Source organism: Acidobacteriota bacterium (assembly GCA_016700075.1).
Lineage (GTDB): Bacteria > Acidobacteriota > Blastocatellia > Pyrinomonadales > Pyrinomonadaceae > OLB17.
This window is the reverse complement of the sequence record CP065000.1, coordinates 1,819,623-1,834,047: the sequence shown is the minus strand read 5'-3', so window position 1 is coordinate 1,834,047 and position 14,425 is coordinate 1,819,623. Positions and strand designations below refer to the sequence as shown.

At 56.1% G+C, this 14,425-nt stretch carries 11 protein-coding genes; all 11 read left to right on the top strand.

Translation table 11 applies throughout. The features are described 5' to 3' along the window. The first annotated feature begins 10 nt into the window (after positions 1–10). The 11 genes from IPM50_08230 (at position 11) to IPM50_08180 (ending at position 14,425) form a co-directional block, all read left to right on the top strand. Positions 11–448, top strand: coding sequence for a rhodanese-like domain-containing protein (locus tag IPM50_08230; GenBank protein ID QQS31675.1), 438 nt, complete (start codon positions 11–13; stop codon positions 446–448). Between the two features lie 619 nt (positions 449–1,067). Further along, positions 1,068–1,496, top strand: a complete 429-nt coding sequence (locus IPM50_08225) for a FixH family protein (GenBank protein ID QQS31674.1) — start codon at positions 1,068–1,070, stop codon at positions 1,494–1,496. A 22-nt stretch (positions 1,497–1,518) separates the two neighbouring features. Next, on the top strand, positions 1,519–4,629 hold the full coding sequence (locus tag IPM50_08220; protein ID QQS31673.1) for an efflux RND transporter permease subunit: 3,111 nt from the start codon (positions 1,519–1,521) through the stop codon (positions 4,627–4,629). Positions 4,630–4,636: 7 nt separating this feature from the next. Then, a complete protein-coding gene (locus IPM50_08215; GenBank protein QQS31672.1) occupies positions 4,637–4,990 on the top strand; it encodes a cupredoxin domain-containing protein in 354 nt (117 codons plus the stop codon). Between the two features lie 16 nt (positions 4,991–5,006). After that, positions 5,007–5,666: a hypothetical protein gene (locus IPM50_08210; protein ID QQS31671.1), complete on the top strand. Its 660-nt coding sequence runs from the start codon at positions 5,007–5,009 to the stop codon at positions 5,664–5,666. 28 nt (positions 5,667–5,694) lie between these two features. Continuing rightward, the gene (locus IPM50_08205; GenBank protein ID QQS31670.1) at positions 5,695–7,041 is read left to right on the top strand and encodes a TolC family protein; all 1,347 of its coding nucleotides are present in this window, start codon (positions 5,695–5,697) and stop codon (positions 7,039–7,041) included. After that, positions 7,038–8,567 (top strand): efflux RND transporter periplasmic adaptor subunit, encoded by a 1,530-nt coding sequence (locus IPM50_08200; GenBank protein ID QQS31669.1) that lies wholly within the window; start codon positions 7,038–7,040, stop codon positions 8,565–8,567. Before IPM50_08205 ends, IPM50_08200 begins: the two co-directional genes overlap by 4 nt. Positions 8,568–8,782: 215 nt before the next feature. Continuing rightward, positions 8,783–10,702, top strand: coding sequence for an FAD-dependent oxidoreductase (locus tag IPM50_08195; protein QQS31668.1), 1,920 nt, complete (start codon positions 8,783–8,785; stop codon positions 10,700–10,702). Next, a complete protein-coding gene (locus IPM50_08190) occupies positions 10,699–11,178 on the top strand; it encodes a Rieske 2Fe-2S domain-containing protein (GenBank protein QQS31667.1) in 480 nt (159 codons plus the stop codon). The genes IPM50_08195 and IPM50_08190 overlap by 4 nt, the downstream gene beginning before the upstream one ends. Positions 11,179–11,181: 3 nt before the next feature. Beyond that, complete coding sequence (locus tag IPM50_08185) at positions 11,182–12,729, top strand: cytochrome b N-terminal domain-containing protein (GenBank protein ID QQS31666.1); 1,548 nt, start codon at positions 11,182–11,184, stop codon at positions 12,727–12,729. 31 nt (positions 12,730–12,760) lie between these two features. Continuing rightward, positions 12,761–14,425 carry a c-type cytochrome gene (locus IPM50_08180; GenBank protein ID QQS31665.1) on the top strand — a complete coding sequence of 555 codons (1,665 nt, stop codon included), beginning with the start codon at positions 12,761–12,763 and terminating at the stop codon, positions 14,423–14,425.

Below are 14,425 nucleotides of genomic sequence, written 5' to 3'. Positions count from 1 at the left end.
GGAGGTAGTTATGAATCATATTTTTTTAGTTATTCTTTTTGCGATATCAGCTTTTGGATGCAGCACGGCGATGACACCGGGAACCGTTGCGACCGGTGATTCGGTCGCTACAGTTTCGCCGCAGCAGGCTCAGGAGGAGGTTTCTAAGGCGTACTCGCAGTTCATTGACGTCAGGACGCCCGAAGAGTTTGCTGCGGGCCATGCCGCCCGCACTCGAAACATACCGCTCGATACTATCGAACAAAATCTCGACCTGATGCGTCGAGATGAACCCGTTTATCTGATCTGCCGCAGCGGCAGCCGCTCGGCAAAGGCCGCACAGATATTGTCTAATGCCGGCTTTACCAAAGTTTTCAACATAGCGGGCGGCACGGACGCGTGGAAGGCGGAAGGGCTACCGATGAGTTCCGGCAAGGTTGCGGGAAAGGATGAAAAACCACAACGATAGTGATCCACTCTTCAGGCAAACCGAAACGCTCTTGGAGTCGCCGTTCAAGATATCACTTGACAAAACGGCGGCCACAGGTACATATTCCTCTATTGGGTCATGCTGAAACGATTTGCAGCACTACTATTCGTTCTAACCATTGCCGGTAATGTCTGGGCAGGGGTTTGCGGCTGCATTGAGGGCTCGGACCATCCGCGGTCCTCTTGTTGTGACCGAAAGACGGGCGCGCGAGACTCGGTGTCGGCGAAACCGTGCTGTGATGAGGAATGCGGAGAAACATCGCTCGTAAACACCCATCGCGTCCAGTCGGATTCGTCATTGAAACTTCCACTTCCAAAGTTTGTTAACGAAACTGTCAACTGGGAATTCTGTCCGATCGCACCGTTCCGGACGTCTTCCGCCGGGTTTGACACCAAGCTGCATATTTGGCACGCTCAGATACCTCGCCCACCGAACCTTTACATTCGCCACCAGTCATTTCTGATCTAATTAGTTGAACCTTTGTGTATTCGCATTTGTGCGAACTTGCCGGAGGTTCATTTAGCGCGCGCCTGTCTGCGTCCCCTGACGCAGGCCGGAAGCATTTCATTTCTAACGATCAACTTTAAGGAGAATTTCAATGAAGAAAATTACGGTACTACTACTAATTTCAATTATTTCCGTGTTCGCGGCCGCTTGTGGCTCGTCAACATCCGGCGATGCGGCCGGCGGCAAGACCGTCAAGAGCGGGCCTGCCGGAAACAATTTGACGGCGACGCTTTCGAGCAAGGACGGCGTTCTGCGCAAAGGCAAGCAGGATTTTACGCTTACTTTCACAGACGCTTCCGGCAAACCGGTTGATGTGGGTAATGTCGCACTCAATTTCCATATGCCCGCGATGGGAACGATGGCCGTGATGAACAATCCTGCGACATTTACCACTACAGGGACGCCCGGCGTTTACGCAGGGAAAACCGATCTCGAAATGGGCGGTGAATGGCAGGCACAGATATCGTACGAAGGGCCGGCCGGCACGGGCAAGGCAAACCTGCCGATCGTGGCTCAGTAGAAGGGATGACTGAAACGGGACGATGATCAATTGGTTGCTTGAATGGTCTATCAGGAATCGCGTGATCGTGATCGCGGTCTATGTCGCGCTTGCGGTGGCGGGCTATTTTGCGCTTGTGCATACGCCTATCGATGCAATTCCCGATGTCTCTGACAATCAGGTCATAGTGTTTACCGACTGGCCCGGGAGGTCGCCGAAGGAGGTCGAGGATCAGGTAACTTATCCGCTGGTCTCAAATCTTCAGGGGCTTCCCGGCGTCAGGACTGTAAGGGCAAGCTCGGCATTCAGCTTCTCGATGATCAACGTGATCTTCGAGGACAACATTGAATTATATTGGGCACGAACGCGAATTCTCGAACGTTTGAATCTCGTTGCCGCGCAGCTGCCCGCCGGTGTAACGCCGACGCTCGGGCCCGATGCGAGCGGGCTCGGGCAGGTATATTGGTACACGCTCGAGTCTGAACAGCACGATCTGCGTGAGCTGCGTACCATACAGGATTGGTTCGTTCGTTACCAGCTCAATTCGACCGAGGGAATCGCCGAGGTCGCAACCGTCGGCGGATATGTTCAGCAGTATCAGGTAGATATCGATCCGAACAAACTCCGCGCGTATAACATCCCGTTGTCCAAGGTCCTAATGGCTGTCGAGAGTTCAAACACGAACGTCGGCGGCAACGTCGTCGAACAGGCAGGCGAATGGGCGGTGGTACGCGGCATTGGCTTGGTCGAGTCTGTCGCCGACGTCGAAACCATCGTCGTAGGATCGCAAGGCGGGACGCCTATCTACGTTCGCGATCTCGGCGAGGTAAAGATCGGCAATGCATTCCGCACGGGTTCGCTCGACAAGAATGGCAAAGAGGCCGTCGGCGGCGTCGTGATAATGCGTTACGGTGTCAGCGCCTTGGTCGCGATCGAGAACATTAAAAAGAAGATCGAGGAGATAAAGCCGGGATTGCCGCCCGGCGTCTCGATCGTCCCATTCTACGACCGAACAGACCTGATAAATCGAACGGCTGACACATTGAAGACGGCTCTCATCGAGGAACTCATCCTCGTTACGCTGGTAAACCTTATTTTTCTGGCGCATTTCAGGTCGATCTTTATCGTCACGATACCGCTTCCGCTGGCGGCACTCTGCTCGTTCTTGTTCATGTATTTCTTCGGCATAACGTCGAATATCATGTCGCTGGCGGGCATAGCGATCGCGATTTCCGATCTCGTTGATGCCGGCATTGTCGTGACCGAGAATGCTTACCGCGCCATTGAGAAAGAAGGCGTGAGCTTTAAGGATAAGGAGCGCGTCTGGCAGATCGTTTTGGACGCGACAAAGATGGTCGGGCGGCCGATATTTGCATCGATGGCGATCATTGTCGTGGCTTTCGTTCCGGTCTTTGCCCTTACGGGACAGGAAGGAAAGCTTTTCCATCCCCTCGCATACACCAAAACGTTCGCGATGATCGCTGCGGCATTCATTGCGGTGACGTTGGTCCCCGTTCTATGCGGCTTTCTGCTTGGCGGAAAACTCCGTCCCGAGGAATGGAATCCACTGATGCGATTCCTAAGGGCGATATATAAGCCCGTCTTGACCACCGCATTGCGAAACCGTCCCGCAACCATCGCCATTGCATTTGTCTTTTTCGCCGGCGCGATGTTCGTCACAACTCAGATCGGCAGCGAGTTCATGCCTGCATTGAACGAAGGCGATCTGATGTATATGCCCGTCACCGATCCCGGTATCTCGCTTGACGAGGCCACGCGTATACTCAGCAAACAGGACGAGATAATCGCGGGATTTCCTGAGGTGAAATGGGCCGTCGGAAAGGCCGGCCGTGCCGAAAGCTCAACCGATCCCGCTCCAATAAACATGAACGAGACCGTCGTTCATCTTAAGCCCGAAAGCGAGTGGCGGCCGGGAATGACCCGCGAAAAGTTGATCGGAGAGATGGATGCCGAACTCCGGATGCCGGGCGTCACGAATATCTGGACACAGCCGATCATCAATCGTATCGAAATGCTCGCGACGGGCATTCGCTCACAGATCGGCATTAAAGTGTTCGGAAACGATCTCGAAACGATAGAAAAGACCGGGCAAGAGATCGCCGCGATCATTAGAGATGTGCCCGGTGCGGCTGACGTCTATCCCGAGCAGATCGGCGGTGCACCTTATATCGATATCGACATCAATAGGCCGGCGGCAGCTCGTTACGGAATTGAGGTTGCTACGATCCAGGAGGTCGTTGAGCGGGGCATCGGCGAAACGAACCTGACGACGACGATCGAAGGGCGGAACCGTTTCCCTATCCGCGTCCGTTACTCTGAAGAGTTCCGTTCGTCGCCCGAGGCGATCGGACGCATCCCAGTCACTTCGCCGACCGGAGAATCGATACCGCTGTCGATGCTTGCCGAGATACGCACCGTTGAGGGGCCGGCGATGATCCAGAGCGAGAACGGCCTGCTTCGCGGTACGGTCCTGCTGAACGTTCGCGGCCGCGACATCGGCAGCTTTGTTGAAGAGGCGGACGCCCTGCTGCGTCAAAAGATGCAGATGCCGACGGGATATTACTTTAATTGGAGCGGCCAATATGAGAATCAGGTCAGGGCACGCGAACGGCTGATGATCGTGATACCGATCGTGATACTCATAATTTTCGCGACACTATATTTCACATACCACTCGCTACTGGAAGCGGCCCATGTGCTGCTTGCCGTGCCGTTCGCTTTGACCGGCGGATTCTATTTGCTGTGGATGCTGCAATACAACTTTTCGGTCGCGGTCTGGGTCGGCTTCATCGCACTTTTCGGGGCGGCGGTGCAAACGGCCGTCGTAATGGTCGTTTACCTTGAGGAAGCGGTCAGACGAAAACGCGAGGAACTAGGCGAGCTGGACAGTGACAGCTTACTCGACGCTGTGACCGAAGGCGCGTTGCTTCGCCTGCGGCCAAAAGTGATGACCGTGGCAACCATTGTTTTCGGACTGATGCCTATCATGTGGAGTTCGGGTGCCGGCTCCGAAGTTATGAAACCTCTTGCCACGCCGGTCTTTGGCGGGATGATCTCTAGTTTGGTCCACGTGCTGATCGTAACACCTGTGATCTTTTATTGGATCCGAATCTGGGAGTTAAAAAAGGAGTAATTAGAAAATGAAACATAGAAATATCATTGCAGTAGTGATTGTCATGCTCGCGGTTCTTGCAGGCAGCGCAGCCGCTCAAACCAAAGGAAAACAGCGGTCACAATCGGCCCGCATCAAGATCACACAAATGGGCTATGAACCGGGCAGTATTACGCTAAAACGCGGAATTCCGGCACAGCTTACCTTTTTGCGTCTGACCGACAACACCTGTGCCACCGAGGTCGTTTTTCCGGATTACGGCATCAATCGCCCTTTGCCGCTTAATACACCGGTTACCGTCAGGCTCACACCTAAGAAAGCCGGTGAGTTCGCATTTACCTGCGGTATGAATATGCACCGCGGAAAGATGATCGTTCGTTGACCGAGGAGATGGATCATTGAAAAACCTAAAGCTCAAACACAGCCTCAGCCTTGCTGTGATCCTGTTGTATGCGGTATTCGCATTCACGGCCTATGGCCACGAAGGGCACAACAAGCCGGCGCCTGCAAACGCCAATGCTGAACAGAATCCTGCAAATGCACCGGGCCAGCCGGTTCCGACTCCCGCGGGTGGCGCGACGATCGAGCAAGCCGACGGTCATTTGGAAGAGTTTCCTACGCTTCATCCTATGATCGTTCACTTTCCGATCATGCTGTTGATGCTTGCTGCCGTGATCCAGATCATTGGGCTTGCGGTGTTCAAGAGGGAGTTCGGATGGCTAGTGTTGGGAATGACCCTTGTCGGGGTCGTCGGAGCGTGGCTGGCGTCGAATACGTTTCACCCGCATACCACAGGATTGAGTGCCGCTGCCGAGCAGATCCTTTTAGAGCATGAGCAGTTTGCAGAGGCAACATTTTGGCTTGGTTTGGCCGGCCTTGTATTAAAGGCGGGATCGATGTTCTTGCTGAAGATGAAATGGTGGGCAGAAACCCTGACGACGGTCGTCCTTGTCGCAGCGGCGGTCGCGGTGGCGCTTGCGGGACATCACGGTGCAGAACTCGTCCATAAGTTCGGCGTCGGGCCAAAGGGAATGTTCCTGGAAATGCACGACCATTAGGGCCGTATCAGACACCGGTCGCGACTTTATGCGTAAGCGTTCGATCAGATCTTTCACTTTCGGTGTAGCGATGCTTCTATGCGTCGCTGCCGCTTGGGGACAGGTTGCGCCTACACCGCCGAGAACGAGTTCTTTCGAGCGATATCTGGATCAGGCGAACGGAATGACGGCTGATGCGGCCGTTTCGTATGCCATCGACAACAATCCGGAGATCGAGGCGATGCGAAAAGAGGCCAAGGCGGGCGAGTTCCTCATTGCTCAGGCCCGCCTGCGGCCGAATCCGAGTGTGGAGGTGAGCGGATCGAAACAGATCGGAGGCGAGGATAACAGCTTCATGGTTGAGGGCGGAATTCCCTTGGAATTGGGCGGCCGCCGCGGCTCAAGAATACGGGTTGCCGAGAGTGAGCTGGAAATACGAAAACTTGCCGTCGCCGAACGCGAACGCATGCTTGCGGCCGAGGTTCGGATGCTGTTTGGTGAGGCACTGGCCGCGATCCTAAAACTCAAATTCATCGAAGAGATGCTGGGCGCTGCCATTGAGAATTACGACCTCGTTTCGGCACAGGTAGATGAGGGCCGCCGTGCTCCGCTCGAGCGGAATATGGAGGTCGTCGAACTGAATCGCATCAGGGCAATGCGGGAAATGGCCGAGGGCGATGCCGAGATACGTCTGATCGATCTTCGAAATCTCATGGGAATGCAGCCCGATGTCCCGCTTAAGATCAAGGGCGATCTTGAGAGCCCAATTGTTCAGATGCAGCCATTGGCGGAAGCGGTGCAGAACGCACTTCGATCACGAACGGATCTTTCGGGTGCCCGTGCCGTCGAAAGGCTCGCCGCTGCAAGGACCGATCAGGCACGAGCCGAGGGCCGGATCGATGCCGACGCCATGATCGGTTACCAGCGGATGCGGTCCGGCTTTCCGCTCTCGGGTTACAACGAAATGGGAGTTCTGATGCCGATCATGGACCGGATGAATTTCTTCACTTTCGGCGTACGACTCAACCTGCCCGTGCGTAACCGGAATCAAGGTATGATCGCCGCATCCGTTCTTGAGGAAGAGGCTGCGGCAAAGCGGCGTGAATTCGGTGAACTGGTGGTCCGACGCGACGTTGCGGCCGCGTATGCGAGATATAACCGGGCGGCTCGTGCCGAACAGATCTTCCGCGTCGGCGTCAGGGAACAGGCTGCGCAAAATCTGGACGTCGTGCGGCAAACGTACGAACTCGGGTCAAAGACGCTGCTCGATTACATAGGCGAATTGAGGCGTTTCATCGATACGGAAATCGGCTTCATCGAAGCTCAGAAGGAACTTTATCTGGCACGGATCGAGGTTCTGCGTTCGGTAAATTCTACGGAGTTGATCAACAAATGAACGAAACGGAAAACAATAAAGTGATCGAGGACGAAGGCGGCCCGAACCGCGTTTCCGACGGACGCAGACAAATAAACCCTTTATTATTTGCTGCCATTGCCATAATAACGCTCGGCGTCTTGATCTTTGCCGTTTGGTTCTTCGGTTTCCGCCGTAGTGGCGGCGGCGGCCAGCCGGTTTCTGCTCCTCGAACGGCGACCTTCGGCGAAGCCGATCAAGCAGAGCCGCTTACCGGACGGACGCTCACGGTCTCGGAGGAACAGCGTGTGAATTCCGGCATTGAGATCGAAACCGTCGGAGAGCAATTGGCCGCTGAGCTTGGCCTCACCGCCGCGACCGGCGTCGTCGAAGCAAATGCCTATCGTAATACGCCTGCGCTTGCATTAGTGGGCGGCGTCATTCGACGCGTGATTCCCGAACTCGGAGATTCGGTGACGAAAGGTCAGACGATCGCAGTTGTATTCAGTAATGAATTTGCCGGGGCTCAGGCTCGGTACGTCACGCTGCTTACTGAGGCTGAGAATGCACGTAAAAACTTTGACCGCACACAGCGACTGGTCGCGATAAATCAGCCCGGTCGCACTGAATTTGATAACTCTGCCAGGCAAGTGAAGGCCGCCGATGCCGCCCTTGCGGAGATGCAGGCGCGTTATCAGCGGACGACACGGCTGCTCGGAATTGGGGCGGCGAGCCGTGAGGAACTTGAACAGGACAACACGAAACTGCGAAGCGCCGAGGCTGAAGCGGCAGAGGCACGAAATCGCTACGATCGTGCGTCCAAATTGCTGGAGATAAATCCTGAAACGAGATCTCAGAACGAGGAGGCATTGAACAAACTGCGTTCGGCGGAAAGCGAACTTGCGACCGCCAGGCAGCGGCTCATCCTTTATGGAATGAGCGAAAAGCGCATCTCGGCACTGCGATCTGCCGATCAGGTCAGGTCGGAATTAGAGATCCCTGCACCGGCGAGCGGAACGGTCACCAGCCGTACTGCAAATGCCGGTGAGGTGATCGAAGACAACAAAGAGATCCTGCGGATCACCGATCTTTCGAGCGTTTGGGTGATAGCCCAGGCATTTGAACGCGACCTCGCGAAATTGCGTACCGGCAGCGGAGCCAGCGTGACAACAAGTGCGTACCCCGACCGCCTTTTCCGCGGCCAGGTAACATATATCGACCCCTCGATCGACGAAACGACGCGAACGGCAAAGGTTCGCGTAGAGATCGCGAATGCTGACCGCGCGCTAAAGCTCGGCATGTACGTAAATGTCGCGTTCGGGTCGCTGCAGCAAAGCGAACGCACAGTTCCCGTGGTCCCTGCATCAGCCGTGCAAACGATCAACGGCCGGCAAACAGTGTTTGTAACGACCGCAGATCCGAACGTCTTTGAACTTCGCGAGGTTCGTCTCGGAAGCGAGGTCAACGGCCGATTTCCTGTGATCGAGGGTATTCACGTCGGCGACCGCATTGTGAATAAAGGCAGCTTTATGCTCCGAGCAGAGTGGGTGAAATTGAATCGCAGCTAGGAACTATTGTCGCTCACGTAAAAGACCTAAAGGCCGTCGCCGGACGGCCTTTTCTTTATTCTGACCGGCTTTGTGAAACTCGCGCGTCAACACTAAACCGACATTATGACCTAGATCATATTTGGGGCGGCAACTTTCTTTTAGCCTTCTAATAATGCTGATATTTGCCTAAATATCGCACCAAAAAAACCGTTAGCTTGGTTGCGGACTTCAAAATGGATGGATCGCCGCTAAAGATCAATGTCCCTGACGTGGATTACCACAAGAACCTGATCTCTTGTCAGGTCGCTTGTCCGGTGCATACGGACGCACGCGGGTATGTCCGTGCGATAGCCGAAGGACGGTTCGAGGAAGCATACCTTATAGCACGCGGTCCGAATCCCTTTGCATCAATTTGCGGCCGCATTTGCGGTGCCCCTTGCGAGACCGCATGCCGCCGCGGCAAGGTTCCGAAGGTTGACGACGACGGTAATTTCGTCGGCATCGACCGGCCCATTGCGATCCGTGCATTAAAAAGATTTGCCTGCGAACAGGCAGGACCTGAAGCCCGCACCGTCAGCGAGGTCATAGATTCCGTAACAGACTTCATCCCGCCAATAGCCGCCAGAGCCGACGAGATGGCCGCACTGCTCCGCTCGGCTCTGGACGGCAACTTTGAGAAGGCGGACGGACAGAAAATAGCCATTATCGGTTCCGGTCCCGCCGGGCTTTCGGCGGCACACGATCTCGCTTTGATGGGTTTTCGCCCTACAGTTTTCGAACTTGAGAGCGTTACCGCCGGCATGCTCGCGGTCGGCGTTCCCGCCTATAGGCTTCCCCGCGAGCTCATAGAAAAAGAGGTCGATGTGATAAAGGCTCTCGGCGTCGAGATACGGTCGGGAATACGCGTCGGGGCTGATGTTTCCTTTGCTGATCTTCGACGCGATTTTGACGCGGTGATAATCGCCGTTGGTGCGAAATCCTCGCGCAGCCTCGGCCTGTCCGGCGAGAATGGCCCCGGCGTTTACGGCGGCGTCGATCTGCTGCGGGCGGTTTCCGTTGGTGAAAAGGTTCCGGTCGGACGCGAAGTGGTCGTCATCGGCGGCGGCAATGTCGCTTATGACGTGGCCCGAACCGTCGTTCGGCAGATCGCATTTGATACGGCGCGCACGGCCGCCCGCATGGCAGATACTTCTCGTGTCTTTTTGTATTCGCTGGAAAGCGCGGAAGAAATGCCCGCCGATACTATCGAGATCGTCGAAGGCGATGAAGAAGGTATTCAGCGTGAGAATGGCTGGGGCCCCGTAGAGATAATTCGCGGCGACGACGGCCGCGTTACCGGCGTAAAGTTTCGCCGTTGCCTTCGCGTGTATGACGAAGACCGAAAATTCTCGCCCGTCTATGACGATGAGGACACTCGGATCGTCCCGTGCGACACGGTTCTGCTCGCGGTCGGGCAAGCGCCGAATCTCGATTTTCTTGAGGATGGCGGCGGCGATGTCGAGCTGATGCGTGGCGGTTGGGTCACGGTTGACCGTGAAACTTTGCAGACTACGGCACCGGGCGTTTTCGTCGCCGGCGACCTCGCTCACGGCACCAAACTGCTCATCGACGCCGTCGCGTCCGGCAAGCATGCCGCACGTTCCATCTACCAATTCCTGACAGGCCGTCGTCTCGAAGAAGAAAAGATGACATCGCACATCGTGCTCGACCGCTATCGACGCGAACGCGGTTACGAGAGCATTCGCCGGGTCGAAGTGCCCACCATCGAGCCCGAGGAAAGGCTCGAGCATCCCGAGAACGTGGTCGAGCTCGGATATACGAAAGAGCAGGCGATGCGCGAGGCATCGCGATGTCTCGACTGCGGAGTGACGCCTGTTTTCGACGGTACGCGGTGTGTGCTCTGCGGCGGCTGTGTGGACGTTTGTCCGACGCAGTGTCTGAAGCTGGTTTCTCTGACAACTCTCGAAGCTTCAGACGAATTATCTCTCGTGATCGACGGACAGCTTGGCAGCGATGCGGACCTTGATGAGAATTCCGCGATCCTGAAAGATGAGGACCGTTGTATCCGCTGCTCACTGTGTGCGATCCGCTGCCCTGTTGACGCGATCACGATGGAGCGGGTCGCATTTTCAACAACTTGGAGGACCATATGACGACACAACCGGGCGAAAAGAGGTCACGATTTGATCCGGAACCGATGCCTCGAAGGGATTTCCTCGGGCTAGCCGCCTTGGGAACGATGATCGCAGCGTTCGTCGTTTCGCTTTTCGGCATGCTCAAGCTGCCAAAGGCGGCAGTTTCCGCTTCGCCTTCGAAAAAATACAAGGTGCTGCTGCCGGACGCATTGCCTGAGGGCGAGGCTTTCATCCCGCCGGGCCGCAATGTCGCAATTTATCGTGACGGCGAAGGCGTTTACGCTCTATCGACCGTCTGCACTCATCTCGGCTGCATCGTCAAAGCGAACGCGAAAGGATTTGAATGCCCGTGCCACGGCTCCGGCTTTGCAAAGGACGGCGCAGTGACCAAAGGCCCGGCGCCGACGGCATTGCCGTGGCTCAAGGTAACCGGCGGTGCCGGCGTTTATACCATCGACGAGGACAGCCATGTAAAGGCCGGAACAAAGGTGTAGATCATGGATGAAGCGAAGCGATCAGCTCTGAATGAATTCTGGATAAATCTGAAGACCGCCCCCGGACAGATCTACAGGGCGATGTTTCGCGGTGGTGCGCCGGTCTCTGACCGCACACGCTCGTCTTTCGTTTTCGGAAACGTCTTTCTTCATCTGCATTCGGTCCGCACGCACCTGTGGAGCCTGAAATGGAGCACCACGATGGGCTTGGGCATCATAACGACCGCGGCATTCCTGATCACGCTGGTCACGGGAATATTGCTGATGTTCTATTACAAGCCTTATCCCGATGTTGCGTACCAGTCGATAAAAGATATTCATTTCATCGTGCCGACAGGCCGGTTCATGCGAAACATTCACCGTTGGGCGGCGAATGTTATGGTCGTCGCGGTGATCTTGCATATGGCGAGGGCGTTTTACACCGCTTCATACCGCAAACCGCGTGAATTCAACTGGTTCATCGGCTGGGGACTGCTGGTCACGACGCTAGCACTCTCCTTCACGGGCTATCTGCTGCCATGGGACCAGCTTGCATATTGGGCCATCACCATCGGTGCCAACATCGCCCAAAGTCCGCGTGAGATAACGGACGCAATGGGCATCACGGAGTATTTCGACATCGGCGGGCTGCAGCGTGAGATATTGCTCGGCTCCGAGATAGTCGGCGAAGAATCGCTCATACGTTTTTATCTGCTGCATGTAATGATCCTGCCGTTGGTGCTTTCAATGCTGATGGCCGTGCATTTCTGGCGTATCAGGAAGGACGGCGGACTCGCGAAACCGAAAAATGTTGACGAACTCGTCGCGGCCGATCCGAAGCAGCATTATCCGGTCTTCACTGAACAGCCGCAGAAGACCTATCAGCTCGCGGCTGTCGTCAAAGGCAAGACGCCGGCAGTCGGCAGCGGGCCTGAGAACACTGTGCCGTCTATGCCGCATCTTTTCTATGCGGAGCTCGGCGTGCTGATGTTCACGGTGCTCATCTGTTTTTTCCTGGCGTTCGTTTCGGACGCACCGCTCAAGGAACTGGCAAATCCGCTTGTGCCGGAGAATCCGGCAAAGGCTCCCTGGTATTTCCTCGGGCTTCAGGAGATCGTCTCGTTCTCTGCATTCATGGGCGGCATCGGTATTCCGATGCTCTGCTGGATCGGATTGGGCCTGATACCGTTCCTCGACAAGGAAACCGAAGGCACCGGCGAATGGTTCGGCGGTCCGGGTGGAGCGAAACTCGTCGGCTGGTCCGCACTTTACGGCTTTGCAACGTCGATCGCGGTCGAGGCGTTCGCGATCAGATTCGGCTGGCTGCGTGAATGGTTCCCGGATATTCCGCAGCTTGTTATCACTTTCGTCAATCCGGGAACGGTGATCACGGTGCTGTATGCGGCGTTCTCGATATGGGTACTGCGGCGTTTCAATTCGACGCGTGCGGGTGCATTGGCACTGTTCACGTGTTTCCTGGCGGGCTTCATCGTGTTGACCGTGATCGGCACGCATTTCCGCGGGCCGAACTGGGATTTCTTCTGGTCACCGTCGCATTGGCCGGGACATTAGTGGACAGAATGACCACTAGAAAAGGTAAGTCATGAAAAAGAACAAACACTTACTTTTATTTTCCAGCCTTGGCGTGCTGCTGCTGCTGCTTGCCGCGGCCGCTTCTGAGAATTTTCTTAAGGATTGGCATTACATTCAAAGCACGGCAAAAACGCAGGACGGCCCGATCGACGTTCGGCTGCGGCAGATCGTCAACAACGACCTGAAACGTGCCGACCGCTGCGTTACTTGCCACGTCGGTATGGCGCCCGGCGAGACGATCATCTCTGACCAAAAGGTCGCACAGCCGCACAAGCCCGTCGTTCACGACATCACGGCCATGGGCTGCACGACCTGTCACGGAGGCCAGGGACAGGCGACCGAAAAGGACGACGCTCACGGCAACGTCCACTTCTGGATGGAGCCGATGCTGCCGGCGAAATATGCCTACGCCGGCTGCGGCACGTGTCACACGCCGCTGAATGTTCCGAACATTGAAACGCTCAATTCCGCCCGCCGGACTTTCGAAAAGCTGGATTGCTATGCGTGTCACCGCCTTGACGGCCGCGGCGGAACGCTGAGGCCGGGCGGCGATGTGACCGGAATGGAAGGCCCTGACCTGTCGCACATTGGTCTAAAAGGCTACGACCGCGGATGGTACGCGGCTCACTGGGAAAAGAACAAAACTGCAACGGACGGGCTTTGGAAAAACGCTTTCCGTGAGATCAGTGAAGAAGATCAAAAGGCCGTCACGACATTTCTCGAAACGCAAATGGGCGCTCCGAAGCTGATCGAGGCCCGTGCGCAGTTCAATTCGGTGGGATGTGCCGGTTGCCATGTCGTGGGCAATTTCGGCGGCGAGAACGGGCCCGAACTTTCGAGGTCTGGCGAGCGAGATCCAAACCAACTGAATTTCAGCAATGTGCCCGGCGAACGCACGCTGGCTAACTGGTTCGCTCAGCATTTCCGTTCGCCGGCATCTACGGTCGCCGGATCGCTGATGCCGGCATTGAACCTCTCCGAAGATCAGATAGACCTACTGACAATGTACACGCTTTCTCTTCGGCGGCGTGTTTTGCCGGATGTCTTCCTGCCGAAAGACCGCGTGAAAGCGATGCGATTCGGCGAGAGGGAATTCGCATCCGATCCCGCGACGCTGTATTCGACCATTTGCGCAAGCTGCCACGGTGCGGCCGGCACGGGAATGCGTTTTCCGGGGCTGCCGCCGAATCCTTCAATAGCGAATCCTGATCTGCTGGCGTTGGCTTCGGACGATTTTCTATTTGCGGCGATACGCAGCGGACGTCCCGGCAGGCCGATGCTGTCGTGGGGCGAGCGGACGAACGGGCTGAAAGACGACGAGATACGTTCGCTTGTCGCGTACATTCGCCAACTCGGCGGCGCCATTCAGCCCGAGGCCGATGCAAAACCGGCACGTTGGGTCACGGGCGATGTCGGAATGGGCGGCAGGCTGTTCGCGTCGTATTGTGCGGGCTGCCACGGTCCGATGGGCTCGGGCGGCGAAGGGCCTGCGATCGGGAACAAGGTATTCCTGCAGACGGCGACGGATACATTCCTGGTCGAGACCATTGCCCGCGGCCGACGCGGAACCGTTATGCAAGGTTTTTCGACACCGTCATCCGTAAGGCCGGCCTTGACGCGCGGCGAAATAGAAGCGATAGCGGCATACATCAGAACGCTTGAAACCAAGAATTAG

What these genes read in the sequence shown, in the direction of transcription:
- IPM50_08230 (QQS31675.1), top strand. Translation starts at nt 11, where the DNA reads ATGAATCATATTTTTTTAGTTATTCTTTTTGCGATATCAGCTTTTGGA.
- IPM50_08225 (QQS31674.1), top strand. Translation starts at nt 1,068, where the DNA reads ATGAAGAAAATTACGGTACTACTACTAATTTCAATTATTTCCGTGTTC.
- IPM50_08220 (QQS31673.1), top strand. Translation starts at nt 1,519, where the DNA reads ATGATCAATTGGTTGCTTGAATGGTCTATCAGGAATCGCGTGATCGTG.
- IPM50_08215 (QQS31672.1), top strand. Translation starts at nt 4,637, where the DNA reads ATGAAACATAGAAATATCATTGCAGTAGTGATTGTCATGCTCGCGGTT.
- IPM50_08205 (QQS31670.1), top strand. Translation starts at nt 5,695, where the DNA reads ATGCGTAAGCGTTCGATCAGATCTTTCACTTTCGGTGTAGCGATGCTT.
- IPM50_08200 (QQS31669.1), top strand. Translation starts at nt 7,038, where the DNA reads ATGAACGAAACGGAAAACAATAAAGTGATCGAGGACGAAGGCGGCCCG.
- IPM50_08195 (QQS31668.1), top strand. Translation starts at nt 8,783, where the DNA reads ATGGATGGATCGCCGCTAAAGATCAATGTCCCTGACGTGGATTACCAC.
- IPM50_08190 (QQS31667.1), top strand. Translation starts at nt 10,699, where the DNA reads ATGACGACACAACCGGGCGAAAAGAGGTCACGATTTGATCCGGAACCG.
- IPM50_08185 (QQS31666.1), top strand. Translation starts at nt 11,182, where the DNA reads ATGGATGAAGCGAAGCGATCAGCTCTGAATGAATTCTGGATAAATCTG.
- IPM50_08180 (QQS31665.1), top strand. Translation starts at nt 12,761, where the DNA reads ATGAAAAAGAACAAACACTTACTTTTATTTTCCAGCCTTGGCGTGCTG.